Source organism: Streptomyces sp. NPDC032091 (genome assembly GCF_055580265.1).
On the sequence record NZ_JBVILR010000002.1, the window covers coordinates 240,494 to 255,667 of the forward strand.

The window sequence follows — 15,174 nt, forward strand, 5'->3', positions numbered from 1 at the left end:
CCCCGGTCGGCGCCTTGCCGCCTGCGGCACAGGCCGAACTCGGCGGTGCTGCCTGGGAGCGGCTGCCACACTGCAGTACGGGCCGGCACGGTCTGCCCGATACCCCGGAGATCCTCCTCGGGGTGCTCGACGCTGACCCTCGCCGAGGACACCTGGGAACGCCGGGCGTGCCGGCGGCCGCTGCGCGCGGAACTGCTGAGCTGGCTGGCCGCGTTCGCCGATCTCGCCCGCCTGGACGAGGAGAGCGACGAGGGCGACGAGGGCGACGCCGCCACCGCGCAGGATGTGGCCGCTGCGCGCAGGGTGCGACCGGTGCTCCACCCCCGTGTGGCGGTGTTCTGTCAGGACGACGACCCGCGGGTGAGGGAAGCCGCCCTCGCGGCCACGGCGTTGCTGCTGGCAGACCCGGCCCTCGCGCCGACGGCACCCGCGTACGCGCCCGCCGTCCGCAGCGTCCTGGCGACGAGCCCGGACTCGTACTACCGGTGGGTCGCCCGGGAGCGGCTGGCGGCCTGGGGATCGGACATCACCGGGCTCCTCGACGCCGAGGAGGAGCAGGAGGAGGCCCTGGAGCGTGCCCGCACCCTGGCGGAGAACCCGTTCCGGGGCCGGGGAGCGGGCGGAGTGGGCCTTCACGCCGTACATCGGGGTGGGTCCGCTGCACTTCGGCATGACCCTGGACGAGATCACCGCCGCCCTCGGCGAACCCCCGACCCGCACGTCCTCCAGCCACCACCACGGCGCCGTCCGGCACCTGGACTCCGCCGACTTCACCACCACCGGCATCAGAGCCCTCTTCCGCTACGGCCGCCTGGGGTGCGTGGCGGCGGAGGCGCTCACCGGCCCCCAGGTACGCGTGGGACCGGCCCCCTTGACCGGCTGTGTGCCCTCGCGGCTGGAGAACTGGCTCGTCCACCACACCGAAGCCGTGCGGCCCGGCCTCCTGAGGTACAGCCCCGGAGGCGATCCGGTGTTCGGCTCCCTCGGCCTGGCCCTCCGCGGCCAACGGGCCGGCGACGTCGTCCTGACCCGGCCGCTCTTCCTCCTCCACGACTGGCTCGACCTGTGGCACTCCCTGCCGAGCGAGGAGTGGAACCACCCCTAGGGCACCGGTCCGATGGCTGCGGGTCCGGGGCCGCCGGTCCGATGGCTGCCGTCACTGCGCCTCCGGCCCGAACCGCCGCCTGTAGGCCGACGGCGTGATGCCGGTCTCGCGGCGCATCAGCGTGCGCAGACTGGCAGCCGTGCCCAGCCCGCTGCGTCGGGCGACGACCTCGAACCGGGACTCGCCCCGCTCGATCAGCCGGCATGCCAGAGCGAGCCGTTCCCCCGTGAGCCACGCCCACGGTGTCGTGCCCAGCTGTGCCTGGAAGCGGCGGTGCAACGTGGCCGGGCTGACCGTCGCACGGGCCGCGAGGTCGGACACGGTGAGCGGCGAGTCCAGCCGTTCCTGGGCCCAGGCCAGGACCGGCGCCAGGGATTCGTCCGGCAGGTCGGGGACGGGCCGCTCTACGAACTGCCGCTGTCCCCCGTCCCGGTGCGCCGCGAAGACCAGTCGTCGGCTCACCGAGTTGGCGATCTCCGCGCCGTGGTCGCGGCGGACCAGATGCAGTCCCAGGTCCAGGGCGGCCGCGCTCCCCGCCGCGGTGAGGATGTCGCCGTCATCCACGAACAGCACGTCCGCTTCGAGCCGGACCGAGGGGAACCGGGCCCGGAAGGCATCGGCCCACTGCCAGTGCGCGGTGGCCCGGCGCCCGTCGAGGACTCCGGCCTCAGCCAGGGTGAAGGCGCCGCTGCAGAAGCCGACCAGGCGCGCGCCGCGCGCGTGGGCCCGGCGGACGGCGTCGAGTACGGCGGGACGCCGCGGCACGTCGACGTCCGGTCGGTTGGGGACGATCAGGGTGTCCGCCGTGTCCGCCGCGTCCAGGCCGGCGACTCCCGTGAGCGTGAAGAACCCGTCGCGCATCAGGGTGCGGGGCTCGGGGGAACAGAGCCTGAAGTCGTAGAGGTCACGGCCGATCTCCGGCCTGCGCAGACCGAAGACCTCGGTCGCGCAGCCGAGCTCGAAGGGGTTCGAGTTCTCGTCCACGATCACGACGACCCGGTGCACGCCGGCAGCGGCCCCGCCCCCCTGAACCTGATGCGAGGATTCTTTCGACATGTGCGATTCCTAGCACTCACGGGCGGCATGCGAAACGGCCCAGGATGAGCTCATGAGCAGCGAACCCATCTCCCTCGGCAAGGCTCTGGCCTCCTTCGACGCCCTGTGGAGCCCCCGTATCGTCACACGCGTCAATGACTATGACGTCCGCGTCGCCAAGGTCGAGGGCGAACACATCTGGCACGTTCACGACGACACCGACGAGTTCTTCCTCGTACTCGACGGCGCACTGCACATCTCCTTGCGCGAGCCCGCCGGGGAACGCACGGTCCTGCTTCCTCGGGGGTCGGTCTTCACGGTCCCCCGGGGCACGGAGCACAGGCCGTACGCCCCGTCCGGCGCGGCGATCCTCATGTTCGAACCCACCGGGACACCGAGCGTGGGCGATCGCCACGACGAGATCCCGGACCACGTGGACGCAACGACGGGGCACACACTCACGACCTGATCGGACTTGACCGGACCTGATCTGACCGGGCTGCCTCACACCTCGACCATCGGCTCGACCGCTCGCTGCGGGAGTTACCCCGCGCTCTCCCACACGTCTCGCCGCGTCGTCTTCCCGGTCATGGAATGGCAGGTCTGCCCCCGGCAGATGCTGACCTCGACGACGCCGGCCAGGCCCTCGACACGGTGCCGGAGGGCCTTCGCGGCCTCCCCGTTGACCCAGGGGCTGACGTTGACGGAGAGGTAGGGGCGTCCTTCGAGCTGGTAGGTGTCGGTGGACTCGACCCCCTGAGACTTCAGCCACCGCACGCTGCTCAGCAGGTCGGGGTCGTTCATCCGGTCAGGTGAGTCGAGGGACGCGCGGTAGTACGGCTCCCGCGCGTCCGAAGATCCGGCGCTGAACAGGGAGGACGTGTTCGGGTCCGGAACCGACACTCCCACGGCAACCAGTACGGAGGCCACCACCACAGCTCCGGCCGCGGCGAGCTGCCAGCGCCGGCCGGGCCGGTTGCGTCCGTCGGTGAAGGCGGCCAGCACCAGCAGCGAGGCCGAGGGGAGGAAGAAGAACTGCCAGAGGCTCACGGCCATCACGGCCCAGCACCCCACCCCGATCCCCAGGAACAGGCAGGCCCGCGAGAACACCTCCGGGTCACGCCGCAGGCCGAGCGGCAGGGCGATGAGAGCGGTCGGCGCCAGGAACAGGAGGGCCAGCGGGGTGAAGAGCCCTATCGCCACCCCGGGGACCGCGAGGACGAGGGCCACCACCACCCACCCCCATTGCCGCGCCCGCACCTTCCGTTCCATGGACGCTGCGCCCACGACCCCACCCCCCCGGCTTGAACATGTTCAACTGAACGCGTTCAAGTTACCACAGGCAAAGACCCCTCGATCGGGTTCAGGATCGGCAGGCGCGCCCCGTCGAACGGCATTTCCGGCGGAACGGGCAAAAAGTGACCGCCAGAACGGGCCCTCAGGGCGCCGAACTCCGTCGCCCCGGTATGCCGCGACCTTCTACGTCGCCACAGGCCGCCAGCGGGGCGCACAGCGCGTTTGTGGAAGGTGGAGCCGCCTCAAGGTTTCGGGCCGTCACCTTGACGGAGCAACGCCGCCCGGCGGCCTTCACCGCAGGTGCCGGGCCAAGGTAACCGGTGATCATTCCTGTCAACCGACCCCATACCAGGGCAACATACTTCGGTGTGCCTCTTCGCCTTCCCGCCAGAAGGTTAGTAAGGTACCCGCATGACCGCTCCATACGATCCGGAAGTCAGGGAAAAGGTAGTCGCGAAGCTGCCCTCCTCCCTGCGGCAGGAACTCAAGGTCCGCGCAGCGCAGTTGGGCGTGGACATCCAGGACGCCGTCACCGAGGGCGTCCACGCCTGGCGTGCCGACGCGTCCGCGGCGACCGTCGTCGACACCTCAGGGGCCTCCTCCTTCTCGACGTACCTCCCCACCGGCCTGTACGGGGATTTCAAGGAGGACTGCCGGGTACGGGAAGTCCCGTACAACCAGGGCCTCGCCCAGTCGATCCGGCTCTGGCTCGACACCCACCCCTCCCCCACCGGCCGCCGCCGCCCCGCGAACGAGGGTGCGCGCCGGATCGTGGTCTGCAACCAGAAGGGCGGCGTCGGCAAGAGCGCCATCAGCAACGGCCTGTCCCAGGCCCTCGCCGAGACGGGTGCCCGCGTCTGCGTCATCGACTTCGACCCGCAGGGCCACCTCACCCGCCACCTCGGCGCCCAGATGCTCAGCATCAAGGAGCCCAGCCTCGCCAAGTACATGCTCGGCGAGATCGACGGCCGCGTCCGCGACCTCCTCGTCCCCATCGAGCACGGCGTGTTCGCCGGCCGTCTCTTCCTCCTCCCCTCCTGCAAGGACGCGTTCCTCCTCGACGCGCGGCTGGCCACCACCCGCCACGTCCGCACCAAGGAGACCGCGCTGGAGAAGGCGCTCGAAGAGCTGGAGAAGGAGTTCGACTACATCGTCGTCGACTGCCCGCCCAGCCTCGGCTACACGATGGACACCGCCCTCTACTACGCCCGCACCCGCGAGGGCGAGTCCAGCAAGACCTCGGGCGTGATCATCCCCGTGCAGGCGGAGGACACCTCGGCCGACGCGTACGACATGCTCAGCGAGCAGCTTGAGGACCTGGTCGACGACCTCGGCATCGAGATCACCCAGCTCGGTTTCGTGGTCAACCTCTACGACAGCCGCAAGGGCTACGTGGTCACCTCCTCCCTCAACAGCTGGAAGGAGTTCGGCGACCCGCCGGTCATCACCGTCATCGCCGACCTGAAGGAGCAGCGCGAGGCCGTTCGCGTCAAGCTGCCCCTGCTGCATTACGCGCCGGACTGCGAGCAGTCCGAGGCCATGCGCGAGATCGCCCGGAGGATCGCGGCATGAGCAAGAGCGACCTCCTCGGCACCGGCGCCGCCTTCAGCAACGCGCGCCGCACCGCCGGCCGCAGCGAGCGCGGCCGGGCCAAGGCCCTCGCGCAGGGCGACGTACCGGCGTACGAGCTGATCCGCGTCCCCCTCGACCAGGTCTCCCCCACCCCCCTCAACCCGCGCCGGAACTTCGGCACGGACGAGGAGAAGACCCGCTTCGGCGAGGAGCTCCGCCAGGCGCAGCTCTCGGCGTGCGTCGCGGTCAGCAGGGGCGCGTACCTGTCCCTCTACCCGGACCACGAGAGCCGGATCGGCGCGGCCGCGTACGTCCTCATCAACGGCGAGCGCCGCTTCCGCAGCGCGGTGCACGTGGGGCTGGAGGCGCTGGACTTCGTCGTACGTGACGACCTGGCGGCCTCCCGTACCGACTTCCTCGACCACCTGCTGGCGGAGAACCTCGAACGCGAGGACTTCGACGTCATCGAGCGCGCCCGGGGCGTGCAGCAGCTGGTCGACTCCTGCGCCGAGCAGGGCCGGGAGCACGGGGCGAAGTCGCGGGCGGCGGAGCGGCTGGGCAAGTCGCCGTCCTGGGTGACGAACCAGCTGGTGCTGCTGGAACTCCCGGAGGAGATCCAGGGGATGCTGAGCTCCGGTGACATGCCGGAGCGCGACGGACGCCTCCTGGCGCGGGCGGCGAAGGACCGGCCGGGCGTGGACGCGGCTGCGCTGCTGGACCTCCTCCAGGAGAACAAGGCGCAGGAGGCGCGGGCGAAGGCGGCGCAGCGGGAGATCCTGCGCGAGGCACGCGAGCCGCTCGCGGCGCCGGTCGGGGTGCCGGTTGCGGTGCCGGTTGCGGCGCAGGAACCGGCCCCGGTGCAGGCCCCAGCGCAGGCCCCGGTACCGGTGTCGGTATCGGTGGCAGAGCCGTCCCCGGTGCCGGTTGCGGCCGAGCCGGGCCCGGCCGCAACCGGCCCGGAACAGGCGGCCGGGGAGCCCCGACTTTTGTCCGCGGACAAAAGTCCGGCCCCGGAGTCTCCTCCGGCAGCCCCCCTCACCGCTCCCCCGACGGCCGCTCCGGCGCCGACCGGGGCCGAGGCGGCTCCCGCCCCCGCCCTTGAGCCGGAGCCCGAGACGGAGCCGGAGACGGAGCCGGAGACGGAGACGGAGACGGTCATCCCGGAACAGGCGACGAGCCCCGAGACGGGCGCGGTGGCATGGACCGACCCCCAGGCGGTCTTCGAGGCGATCCGCCTGAACATGCCGCCGAAGCAGCGCGCGGAGCTGACCATGCTCCTGATCGACAGCAACGGCAGGACCACCGGCGGTCGCTGACTGACCGCCGGTCGATCCACCCTCCTCCCAACGGCCCGACTTTTGTCCGCGGACAAAAGTCGGGCCGTTGTCGTAAGCCGCACCCCACCCGTGATCATGGAAGCACGCACCAGACGGAGCGATGAAGAACCAGAGATCAGAGAAGGGTTGCTCACATGGGGGACACATCAGCCGAGCGGCGACGCATCCTGCAGTCGCCTCCGCCCGAGCTCGTCGCGGAGGCGGCCGCGAACCCGGGCGGGTCGGTCGCCGTCATCGACCCGGCCCTCGTCGGCGACCCGAACGGATACGTTCCGGGGGAAGCCGTGCAGGGCGTCTGGGTGGTCGGCCAGGACGGAAAGCTGACCGGCGAGTTCGTCGAGAACCCGAACTACGGACCGCCCAAGGACGACTTCACCAAGCTCACGGACTCCGGGCACTGGCTGGAATGGCTCTCCGACCAGCCCGCCGCCGCCGTACGCGACTCCATCGCGGGAATCCTGGGCGAGCAGGTCACGGGCGCGGTCGTGGAATGGCTCAAGATCCTCGACGATCCGCGCTACCTCACCGGAGGCCGTCCCCACCCGGCCGACCCGAACCGTATGACCGTCACCCGAGCCGGTATCGCGGTGTCCTTCGCGCTGTCCGTGATCAGCCCCGGGAATGCCCGGGAGACCCTGCAGGGCGTGTTCACCTGGGTCGCCGTCGGACTCGACCAGCCCGGACACCGCAAGGACCGGGTCTGGCTCGACCTGCGGGCCGACCTCGACTGGGCCGAGACAGAACTCCGCGAGCGGATCTACCGCGTCGGTCCGACCCCCGCCCCGGGGACCAGCTGATACCCGACCGGAGCGGGCACAGGATGTCGGGTGGTGCAGGCTTGATCCTTCCTAACGTGGTGATCGAAAGGGAAGGAGGCCGGGGTTGCTGGATCGGCTGAACCATGCCATGGAGTACATCGAGGCACGTCTCGACGACCACATCGAGGTGTCGGAGCTCGCCCGGATCACGGTCACGTCGGAGTACCACTTCCGGCGGCTGTTCTCATCGCTGGCGGGAATGCCGCTGTCGGAGTACGTCCGGCGCCGGCGGCTCACCGTCGCCGCCGCCGACGTGCTGGCCGGGGAGCCGACCTTGCTGGAGATCGCGGTTCGCTACGGCTACACCTCCGGCGAGGCCTTCGCCCGGGCGTTCCGCGGCGTGCACGGTGTCGGTCCCGGCGAGGCCAGGCGCACCGGTGCGGCTCTGCACGCACAGCCCCGGCTCTCCTTCCGCCTCACCGTCGAAGGGAACAGCACCATGCGGTACCGCATCGTGGAGAAGGAAGCCTTCAGGGTCGTGGGCAAGAAGGCCCGCGTCCCGCTGATCTACCAGGGGGTCAATCCGCACATCGCCGAGCACATCCAGAGCATCCCCGCGGAGACGATGCTGCGGATCGTCGGCCTCTCGGGCCAGGACCCGGAGGGCGTGGTGTCGGCGACGGTGCGCCTGTCGGACGGTTTCGAGGAGGGGAGCGAACTGGACTACTACCACGCGGTGGTCGCCGCCGCCGGCGCCGAGTTGCCCGACGACCTCGACGTACTGGACTGCCCGGCGGGCACCTGGGCCGTCTTCGAGAACACCGGGCCGTTCCCGGAGGCGCTGCAGCGGATGTGGGGCGACGTGGCGGCCCAGTGGATCCCCTCCAACCCGTACGAGTACCGCCCGGGCCCGGAGATCCTCCGCACCCGCCCGTCCCAGGACGACCCGACGCACTCCGACGCGCAGCTGTGGATCCCGGTGAGCCGTACCGGCACCGGCACCCGTACCGCGGTCTGAGCCGCCCGAGCCGCCCACCACGACGGCCCGACTTTTGTCCGCGGACAAAAGTCGGGCCGTCGCCATCCCTAAAGCACCGCACCAGCGGCGGGTGACAAGATGACGCGGTGTCCGACTCCCTCCGTGAAGCCTGGCTGCGCGGCATCGCCCTCAATCCGGCCGCGCCGTCCGACGTCCTGATACGCCTGCTGGACGCGTCGGCCGGCCCGGCCCGGCAGCTGATGTGCGAGAGCCGTGACCTACCGGACGAGGTCGTCGACGCCGTACTACGGCACCCCGATCGACAGGTCCGCCGCGCCCTGGCCCTCAACCGGCACGTCGACCCCGCACGGCTCGCCCCCTTGGCGACCGACCCCTCCAGCGCAGTCCGGGCGTGCCTGGCCGGTAATCCCTGGCCCCGCCCCCGCAGGGTGCGGCCGCTGCCCGACGACATCCTCGTCACCCTCCTCACCGCCCAGGGCGGTGGTGAGGACGGGCTGCTCACCGCACCCGAGATCATCCAGGAGCTGCTCTCCTCCCGGCAGATCCCCCTGTCCTTCCACCGTGCCATGGCCGATCACGAGCACCCCGAACTCCGGATCCAGGCCTCCTTCAGGTGGCAGCTGCTCACCCCCGCACAGCGGCAGGCCCTCCTTGACGACCCGGACCCGGCCGTCCGGGAAGCGGCGCGGACGAGCAGCTGGGAACTGGACCCGGAAGCGGTGGAGGCGAAGTTGCCGTCCATCGGCTCGCTCAGCAAGCCGTTCGTGCTCAGCACCTGCGCCCTGTCCCCCGGGCTCGTCGAGCAGTGCTTCGCGGACGACACGGTGCGCCCCCTGGCCTGGAACCGCCACACCCCGGCCTCCGCGCTTGCCCGGCTCGCCCGCCACCCCGACGCCGAGATCAGGAAGATCATCGCCGCTCGCCCGGACCTCGGCGCGGACCTGGCCACCGCACTGGGGCGAGATCCGGACGAAGACGTACGGATGCGCGTCCGCCTCCACCCCTTCCCCCGCACCTGGCCCGAGTACGGGGCGATCGAACGGGTCATCGGACACGGCCCGGACTGCACCTGCCCCCTCACCGAGCCGGCCGCCGAGCCCTCCCCCGACTGGTACGCCGCCTGCGCGGTGTCCGAGGAGCCGGTACTCCGCCGGGTCGCCGCGACCTGGCCGGGCCTGCCGGCGCACCTCGTGGAGCCCCTCTCCCGGGACGACGACGAGGAGGTCCGCATCCGCCTCGCCTGCCACCACCCCCTGGCTCCCCCGGCCCTGCTCCTGGCCGTCTTCGTCACCCGCCCCGCCCACCGTCCCCACCTCCTCACGCTGCCCCACCTCCCCCGCACCGGCCTGGCCCACCTCCTCACCCATCCGGACCCCGAGGTACGCACCCTGGCCGCAGCCGACCCCACGCTCCCCGCGCCCCCACTGACCGACCCGGACGCGTCGGTACGCCGCGCGGCCGCCGCCAACCCGACCCTCCGACCGGACGCCCTGGAGCCCCTCCTCACCGGCCCCCGCACCGCGGAGGGCGCCGCATCGAACCCGTCCCTCCCGGCCCCCCGCCTGCACACCCTCCTCGACCACTGCCTGCACCGCTGACCGACTTTTGTCCGCGGACAAAAGTCGGACCTCCATGAGGTCGCTCCCCGATCGCGGACGCGGACGCCCTCGACTTTTGTCCGCGGACAAAAGTCGAGGGCGCGCGACCACCCGGGCGCCGGCGACGAGGGACCGCTTTCACCGAGCTACCCGTCGAAGACGGCGCCACAGAGCCGGCCGCCGCATCGCCGCACGACGGGGAAGTGGAACGCCAGGCCGGCCAGGGGGAGTGGTTCTGCGCGCTGGAGTGGGCGCGGTTGCTCGGTGACCGGGGGCGGCAGGAGGAGGCGTTGGCGGTGCTCGCCCCGTACGTCGCCACGGGCTGGTGGACGGCCGTCCGGGCCCAGGTGCTGTTGCTGGAGGCCTGGGGGAGGGTGGAGGAGGCGATCGCCCAGGCCCGTCCGCCCGCCCGGGGCGGAGGGTTCAAGCTGGAGCTGCTCGCGCGCCTGCTCGCCCGGCACGGCCACCTGGACGAAGCGGTCGCGCTGCTGAGCGGCGGGATCGAAGACGCGGCCCTCGCCTCCGCCCTCGTCGAGCTCACCGAGGGGGCGGGACCGACGAGGAGATCGCCCTCCTCCTCGCCGTCCGTATCCCGGACGGGCACCGGTGCGAGGACCCCTGGTGCTGCCGGGGCCTCGATCCCGATACGGCCATCGGTCTGCTCGCCGCGGTCCGTGAGCGGCAGGGTCGCGTCGACGAAGCGATCGCCCTGCTGCGTACCCGTCAGATCACTTCCGTCAGGCCAGGACCAGCTCGCCGAGCTGCTCGCGCGGCAGCAGCGGGTCGGAGAACTAGGCACGTACGCAGGCTCCGACCCCCACGGGCATGCCGCACAGCGTCTCGCCGAGCTGCGGGAGGGGCGCGGCGACCTGGACGGCGCCATCGCCGTGCTCCGGCACGATCCACCGATGGACCGGTTCCACGCCGCGGTGGCGCTCGCCCGGTTGCTGGCCCGGCATCACCGGGTCGACGAAGCGGTCGACGTGATGCACACCCTCGCCGACTCCTCCGGCGGCGGCCCTGACGACCATGTAGTCGCGATGCTCTGCACCCTGTACGCCGACCACGGCCGCGCCGCCGACGGCCTGGCCTACCTCGACACCCTCACGGCACGCCGCGATGGCCACGACGCGGGGGAGCGGTTGAGGCTGCGGCTGGGCCTCATGGCCGCCTGCGGCCGGCTCGACGAGGCGATCGGTCTCGCGCGCACCCACCCCGAGGGCGACACCTGGCCCACGGCCTGGACCCTCTCCGACCTCCTCGCCGCAGCCGGCCGCACCGAGGAGGCCGTCACCGTCATAGAGCCGCATGGCGACGCCCACCCCACCCACCTGGCCGGCCACCTCATCACCCTCGGCCGGGTCGAGCAAGCCCTGGCACTCCTCCAGCGGCGCGACGGCCGACTTTTGTCCGCGGACAAAAGTCGGCCGCCGCGGATGTCACACGCACTCCAAGGGAACTGACCATCAAGCTCTTCGACGAGGCCGAGGAAGGAGCCGTCCAGTTCAGCTGAGGAGACTTCAGGCGCGGGGGAGTGGCGGTTCGACCGCGGCCGTGCCGCCCACGCGGATCCGGGGGCCCGACGGGTCCTGGTGCGTCGTGGCCGTGATGGTGGCGGGGCTGCCGACGGCGTCGCCCATGTCCACGGAGATGCGGGTGGTGCCCGCCCCCGCGAGATGGGCGGCCAGGCAGGCGGTGCTGTTGGCGTTGGCGATGTCCTCCGGGACCCCGATGGACGGTGCGAACATCCGGGCCGCCAACGCGCCGGTGGGGGAGGGGGTCGAGTAGACGTACGCCCCCAGCAGTCCCAGGCGATCGCAGGCGTCACGGAGTCCGTCGAGGTCCGGGTCGAGGGCGGCGAGCGCCGCCCGGTCGCCCACGGGAACCAGGAGGCGCTCGCGTCCGACCCCGGCCACCCGCACCTCCCGGCCGACGTCCGCAGCCGCGATGCCCAGCACGGGGAGTACGAGCCCCCGCTCGGCAGCGCCGGCCGGGCGGAGGCTGACGGGTCCGGGGTCGAAGGCCGCAGCGTGATGCGCCCCTTTCCGCCCCGCCCGGCCCGCGAAGGTCCGTATGCCCGTGCGGAGAACGGCCCGGTAGTCACCCTCGGCCTCGGCGCGGGAGGCGAGGAAGGCCAGGGCCGCGACCGTACCGTGCCCGCACGCGGGCAGCTCCCCCTCCGACGTGAAGAAGCGCAGGCCCACGGCGGGGGAGGGGCCGCCCCGCGCCGTCTGCTGCTCCGCCTCGACGAAGACCGCGTGCGAAGTCCCGTGCACCACGGGCACGCGCCGACGCTTCTCCTCGCTGAGCCGCCCGTCGTCCCACACCACGGCGGTGGGGCTGCCCCCCGCGCCGTTCCGCAGGCAGGCACGGACGATCACGGTCGCTCCGGCCTCCATCACGCGATGAACTCCCTTTCCCTCGGCGGTAGTAGTCCTTCGACTCTCTCAACCGAAGCCGGAAGGCGCAGGCGTTCGGGTCACTGTCGGCGGCACGTGGCATGATGCCGGCGCCGGGAGCGGTCGGATGGCCGCTGCGGCGCAACCGAAGGAGGAGTGCGGGTGGGGGATCTCGACGTCGTCAGGTTCGCGGACCGGGGCGGGCGGAGCGTAGCGGTGGTGCTGGAGGACGCGCCGGGCGGCGGGCGTCGTGACGGCTGGTACGAGGCCGAGATCGTGATCGAGACCGGCTTCGTCAGCGCCCGCCTGCCGGTGCACTGCACCGACGCCGACCTGGCGGACCTCGTCGCCTTCCTCGCCGCCCGCGCCGCCGCAGAGGAGGACGGGGCCCCGCCCGACGGCTCGTCCACCGACTGGCCCGAGGCGGGGCGCAGCGCCTACCTGCGGCTGAGCGCCGCCGACCCGTTCGTGGTGGAGGTCCGCGACCCGGTGCAGAGCGGGGTGACGGTGACCGTGCCGTTGAACCTGCGGGACGGCTGGGCCGCCCGCGCCGCCTCCCGGCTCGGCCGGCTGCCGGACGCTCTCGCCGACGCCCGCTGAGCCGGACCGCGCTGCGCTGCCCGCGGAAGGGCGTGGCTCAGCCCCTGGGGGTGCGGATGACGACGGTGCCGCACACCTTGTCGGCGAAGGTCTGCCTCTTCGGGTCCCACAGCGGCCACAGCCAGCCGAGGTGGCAGGGGAGGCTGTCGAGGATGTGGGCCAGCTTGCGGACGAAGGCCATGCCGAAACCCAGGGTGCTGCCGTCGGCCTCGCGGCGCAGGCTGATGCCGAGCACCTTCTTGCCGATGCTCTGGCCGGTCGAGCCCTCCTTGAAGAGCTGGAAGAAGCCCATCGCTATCGCGTACACGACACCGACGGTGAAGAAGATGCCGGGTTGGGCCGTCTCCGGGTCGGCGGCGGCGGCCAGGTCGATGAAGCCCAGGGCGTACATCGGGCCGAGGATGATCAGCGTGTCGAGCAGGTCGGCGCCCACGCGAAGGCCCCAGTGGGCGAGTTCGGGCGCCCCGCCCGGCATGCCGGGAGCGGGGTAGGAGCCGTACGGGCCGCCCTGCGGCTGCTGGGGCTGCTGGGGGTAGCCGTACTGCGGGGGTACGCCCTGGGGCGCCTGCTGCTGCGGGTGCGGGTATCCGGGCTGGCCCTGCGGGGGCTGCTGGGCGTAGGGGTTGTTCGGGTCGCCGAAGCTCATGAAGAAGTTTCTCCGGGGTCGGAAACGGGGGCGATGCGGACCGCGCGGAGCAACAGCACCACGCGCCCGGTCGCCCCCCTGGGCAGTCGTGATGTCGCTGCGTCATCGTGGTTGCCCACGTGATCATTTGTCCAATCGCCAACGCGGGTCGGCTACAGGCCGGTGGCCGGATCCAATGCGGAGCACACCACACCGACCCACCGCCACGAGGCCCCCACCAGCGAGAGCGCACCGCATGCCGGTCAGGCCGACGCCACCCGCCCCCCGCTCACCCGCCCCCCGCTCACCCGCGCTCCGCCACCCGGCTACGGAACCCCCACCAAGCCCCATCCGCGCCCGGCAGCCTCCGTGACCACGTCACCCCACTCGCGGAGCAGCGCGACGAAGCCGTCGAAGGATTCCGGGCGGCCCGCCCAGCCCTCGCACTCGGCGGCGAACGGCGCACGCAGTGCGTCGAGGCACGGTTCCGCCTCCTTCCAGGCAGCAGCCTTCCTCTCCACCGACACCGGAGGGCAGACCAGCAGAAGGTGGGGACGGAACACATCGGTGACCGGCGGGAAGAACCCCTCGCCGCCCCTCAGCGCAGGATCCTCGGCCGGTTCCGCGTCCCAGATCAGACCCCCGAGGAAGGCGTCCATCGCCTCCCGCACCGGCGCGTCGATCAACGGCCGCATGTCCGCCCACCCGTCGCCCGCGCGGGAATGCGGGCGGTAGGAACCGGTCGTGGTGAAGAACTCGTACGCGGCACACCACCCCGCCCGCGCGTCCGGCGGCCACCGCCAGCCGCCGGACCGCCCCCACCGCAGGCTCTCGTCGGCGCCGGGCGGCCAGACGGTGTCGTCGAGCGCGTCGATCCGGTCTTCGACGGGGAAGGTCCCCAACCGCTCCCAGTCCGCCATGAACAGCGTGAGGTCCAGTCCCATGAGCCGCAGCATAGACAGCAGCGGCCACCGGCGGTTCTGCTCCGCGGGCCGCCTACACCTGTTCCAGGTAGAGCTTGACTTCACTGGGCGTACAGTCGAGCAGCGGCGCGAGATGACCACCAGTCGCGTGGGCCCACGAGGCGACATCGGCATCGGCATCGGCGTCGTGGAAGAACCAGGAATGGAAGCTGCCGAGGCGTTCCAGGTCGGATGTGGGCTCGTAGCGGAGCTCGCAGTGGACCTGTAGGTAGTGTGCGTGCTCGCCGTGGGCATCGACGACGGCGAATTGCCGTGCGAGATCCAGAGTGAAGGTCGGTGTACCGGTGAAGGCGTGGGTGCCGTACTGGACGAGCAGGCCATCCGCGTCGGGTACGGGAGCGGTGGCGAAGCGGCGTTGACCGAAGCGCAGGTAGGCCGACCAGACGTCCCATGTGGTCAAGCCCCTCAACGGCGGCTGCCCGGCAGCGAGTTCGGTGCGCAGGACGCCGAGGGCCTCCTCCGCGGACGGGCTGCTGGGCATCGATTTCCTCTCGGACCGAGTGGCCGTCAGGGCCGGGGTTTGCGATGCCGGCCGGGCTGTTTCTTCGGGACGGGCTGTGCGGGCTGCCGAGCGGCTGGGGTGGGGACCGGGTTGAGGAACTGGCGGGCCGCCGCGTAGTCCTTCACCGTGGCCAGCGGCTGCCAGGCGAAACCGTCCCACTCCAGGATCAGGCGAGGCGCACCGGGGTCCACGTGGGCGGCACGCTGCGGGCCGCTCCCGAGGGTGACGGCCTTCCGTTCGCCCGGTTTGCGCAGCCGCCCCTGACGCCGCGCGGCCCACAGTTCCAGAGGCTCGTCCTCAGGGTCCATCGTCGTACCTCCCTCGGCAGGGGCAGCACCCTACCGCTACGCCGCAGGCGCTGTGG

General features: G+C 71.9%; 16 protein-coding genes. 9 read left to right on the forward strand and 7 right to left on the reverse strand.

The window, feature by feature from the left end:
• Positions 1–574: 574 nt before the first annotated feature.
• Positions 575–1,105 (forward strand): hypothetical protein, encoded by a 531-nt coding sequence (locus ACZ5NJ_RS03985; protein WP_468762459.1) that lies wholly within the window; start codon positions 575–577, stop codon positions 1,103–1,105.
• Between the two features lie 51 nt (positions 1,106–1,156).
• Here ACZ5NJ_RS03985 and ACZ5NJ_RS03990 read toward each other — a convergent pair whose 3' ends face one another.
• Positions 1,157–2,161 carry a GlxA family transcriptional regulator gene (locus ACZ5NJ_RS03990; protein ID WP_468762462.1) on the reverse strand — a complete coding sequence of 335 codons (1,005 nt, stop codon included), beginning with the start codon at positions 2,159–2,161 and terminating at the stop codon, positions 1,157–1,159.
• Positions 2,162–2,213: 52 nt separating this feature from the next.
• Between ACZ5NJ_RS03990 and ACZ5NJ_RS03995 the strand changes: the two genes are divergently transcribed.
• Positions 2,214–2,609, forward strand: a complete 396-nt coding sequence (locus ACZ5NJ_RS03995) for a cupin domain-containing protein (RefSeq protein WP_468762464.1) — start codon at positions 2,214–2,216, stop codon at positions 2,607–2,609.
• Positions 2,610–2,683: 74 nt separating this feature from the next.
• Here ACZ5NJ_RS03995 and ACZ5NJ_RS04000 read toward each other — a convergent pair whose 3' ends face one another.
• Positions 2,684–3,412, reverse strand: coding sequence for a hypothetical protein (locus ACZ5NJ_RS04000; RefSeq protein WP_468762466.1), 729 nt, complete (start codon positions 3,410–3,412; stop codon positions 2,684–2,686).
• Between the two features lie 435 nt (positions 3,413–3,847).
• On the opposite strand from ACZ5NJ_RS04000, the gene ACZ5NJ_RS04005 reads away from it, so the two are divergent.
• From ACZ5NJ_RS04005 to ACZ5NJ_RS04030, 6 genes are all read left to right on the forward strand, one after another.
• Positions 3,848–5,008 carry a ParA family protein gene (locus tag ACZ5NJ_RS04005; protein ID WP_468762469.1) on the forward strand — a complete coding sequence of 387 codons (1,161 nt, stop codon included), beginning with the start codon at positions 3,848–3,850 and terminating at the stop codon, positions 5,006–5,008.
• On the forward strand, positions 5,005–6,324 hold the full coding sequence (locus ACZ5NJ_RS04010; RefSeq protein ID WP_468762471.1) for a ParB/RepB/Spo0J family partition protein: 1,320 nt from the start codon (positions 5,005–5,007) through the stop codon (positions 6,322–6,324). The genes ACZ5NJ_RS04005 and ACZ5NJ_RS04010 overlap by 4 nt, the downstream gene beginning before the upstream one ends.
• A 155-nt stretch (positions 6,325–6,479) precedes the next feature.
• The gene (locus ACZ5NJ_RS04015) at positions 6,480–7,142 is read left to right on the forward strand and encodes a hypothetical protein (RefSeq protein WP_468762473.1); all 663 of its coding nucleotides are present in this window, start codon (positions 6,480–6,482) and stop codon (positions 7,140–7,142) included.
• A gap of 85 nt (positions 7,143–7,227) precedes the next feature.
• On the forward strand, positions 7,228–8,121 hold the full coding sequence (locus ACZ5NJ_RS04020) for an AraC family transcriptional regulator (RefSeq protein ID WP_468762475.1): 894 nt from the start codon (positions 7,228–7,230) through the stop codon (positions 8,119–8,121).
• A 107-nt stretch (positions 8,122–8,228) separates the two neighbouring features.
• On the forward strand, positions 8,229–9,701 hold the full coding sequence (locus tag ACZ5NJ_RS04025; RefSeq protein ID WP_468762477.1) for a hypothetical protein: 1,473 nt from the start codon (positions 8,229–8,231) through the stop codon (positions 9,699–9,701).
• 203 nt (positions 9,702–9,904) lie between these two features.
• Positions 9,905–11,164 (forward strand): hypothetical protein, encoded by a 1,260-nt coding sequence (locus tag ACZ5NJ_RS04030; RefSeq protein WP_468762479.1) that lies wholly within the window; start codon positions 9,905–9,907, stop codon positions 11,162–11,164.
• 57 nt (positions 11,165–11,221) lie between these two features.
• On the opposite strand, the gene ACZ5NJ_RS04035 is transcribed toward ACZ5NJ_RS04030, so the two are convergent.
• Positions 11,222–12,100 (reverse strand): PhzF family phenazine biosynthesis protein, encoded by an 879-nt coding sequence (locus tag ACZ5NJ_RS04035; RefSeq protein ID WP_468763137.1) that lies wholly within the window; start codon positions 12,098–12,100, stop codon positions 11,222–11,224.
• Between the two features lie 162 nt (positions 12,101–12,262).
• Between ACZ5NJ_RS04035 and ACZ5NJ_RS04040 the strand changes: the two genes are divergently transcribed.
• Positions 12,263–12,700 carry a DUF5959 family protein gene (locus ACZ5NJ_RS04040; protein WP_468762481.1) on the forward strand — a complete coding sequence of 146 codons (438 nt, stop codon included), beginning with the start codon at positions 12,263–12,265 and terminating at the stop codon, positions 12,698–12,700.
• 37 nt (positions 12,701–12,737) lie between these two features.
• Here the strand turns inward: ACZ5NJ_RS04040 and ACZ5NJ_RS04045 are convergent, their stop codons facing one another.
• The 4 genes from ACZ5NJ_RS04045 to ACZ5NJ_RS04060 form a co-directional block, all read right to left on the reverse strand.
• On the reverse strand, positions 12,738–13,346 hold the full coding sequence (locus ACZ5NJ_RS04045) for an RDD family protein (RefSeq protein ID WP_468762483.1): 609 nt from the start codon (positions 13,344–13,346) through the stop codon (positions 12,738–12,740).
• Positions 13,347–13,651: 305 nt separating this feature from the next.
• Positions 13,652–14,269 (reverse strand): hypothetical protein, encoded by a 618-nt coding sequence (locus ACZ5NJ_RS04050; protein ID WP_468762485.1) that lies wholly within the window; start codon positions 14,267–14,269, stop codon positions 13,652–13,654.
• Between the two features lie 52 nt (positions 14,270–14,321).
• Positions 14,322–14,789, reverse strand: coding sequence for a hypothetical protein (locus tag ACZ5NJ_RS04055; protein ID WP_468762488.1), 468 nt, complete (start codon positions 14,787–14,789; stop codon positions 14,322–14,324).
• Between the two features lie 26 nt (positions 14,790–14,815).
• Positions 14,816–15,118 carry a DUF6087 family protein gene (locus ACZ5NJ_RS04060; protein WP_468762490.1) on the reverse strand — a complete coding sequence of 101 codons (303 nt, stop codon included), beginning with the start codon at positions 15,116–15,118 and terminating at the stop codon, positions 14,816–14,818.
• Between the last annotated feature and the right edge of the window lie 56 nt (positions 15,119–15,174).

Coding starts and splice junctions, on each gene's coding strand:
- ACZ5NJ_RS03990 (WP_468762462.1), bottom strand. CDS start 2,161: ATGTCGAAAGAATCCTCGCATCAGGTTCAGGGGGGCGGGGCCGCTGCC.
- ACZ5NJ_RS03995 (WP_468762464.1), top strand. CDS start 2,214: ATGAGCAGCGAACCCATCTCCCTCGGCAAGGCTCTGGCCTCCTTCGAC.
- ACZ5NJ_RS04000 (WP_468762466.1), bottom strand. CDS start 3,412: ATGGAACGGAAGGTGCGGGCGCGGCAATGGGGGTGGGTGGTGGTGGCC.
- ACZ5NJ_RS04005 (WP_468762469.1), top strand. CDS start 3,848: ATGACCGCTCCATACGATCCGGAAGTCAGGGAAAAGGTAGTCGCGAAG.
- ACZ5NJ_RS04010 (WP_468762471.1), top strand. CDS start 5,005: ATGAGCAAGAGCGACCTCCTCGGCACCGGCGCCGCCTTCAGCAACGCG.
- ACZ5NJ_RS04015 (WP_468762473.1), top strand. CDS start 6,480: ATGGGGGACACATCAGCCGAGCGGCGACGCATCCTGCAGTCGCCTCCG.
- ACZ5NJ_RS04035 (WP_468763137.1), bottom strand. CDS start 12,100: ATGGAGGCCGGAGCGACCGTGATCGTCCGTGCCTGCCTGCGGAACGGC.
- ACZ5NJ_RS04045 (WP_468762483.1), bottom strand. CDS start 13,346: ATGAGCTTCGGCGACCCGAACAACCCCTACGCCCAGCAGCCCCCGCAG.
- ACZ5NJ_RS04050 (WP_468762485.1), bottom strand. CDS start 14,269: ATGGGACTGGACCTCACGCTGTTCATGGCGGACTGGGAGCGGTTGGGG.
- ACZ5NJ_RS04055 (WP_468762488.1), bottom strand. CDS start 14,789: ATGCCCAGCAGCCCGTCCGCGGAGGAGGCCCTCGGCGTCCTGCGCACC.
- ACZ5NJ_RS04060 (WP_468762490.1), bottom strand. CDS start 15,118: ATGGACCCTGAGGACGAGCCTCTGGAACTGTGGGCCGCGCGGCGTCAG.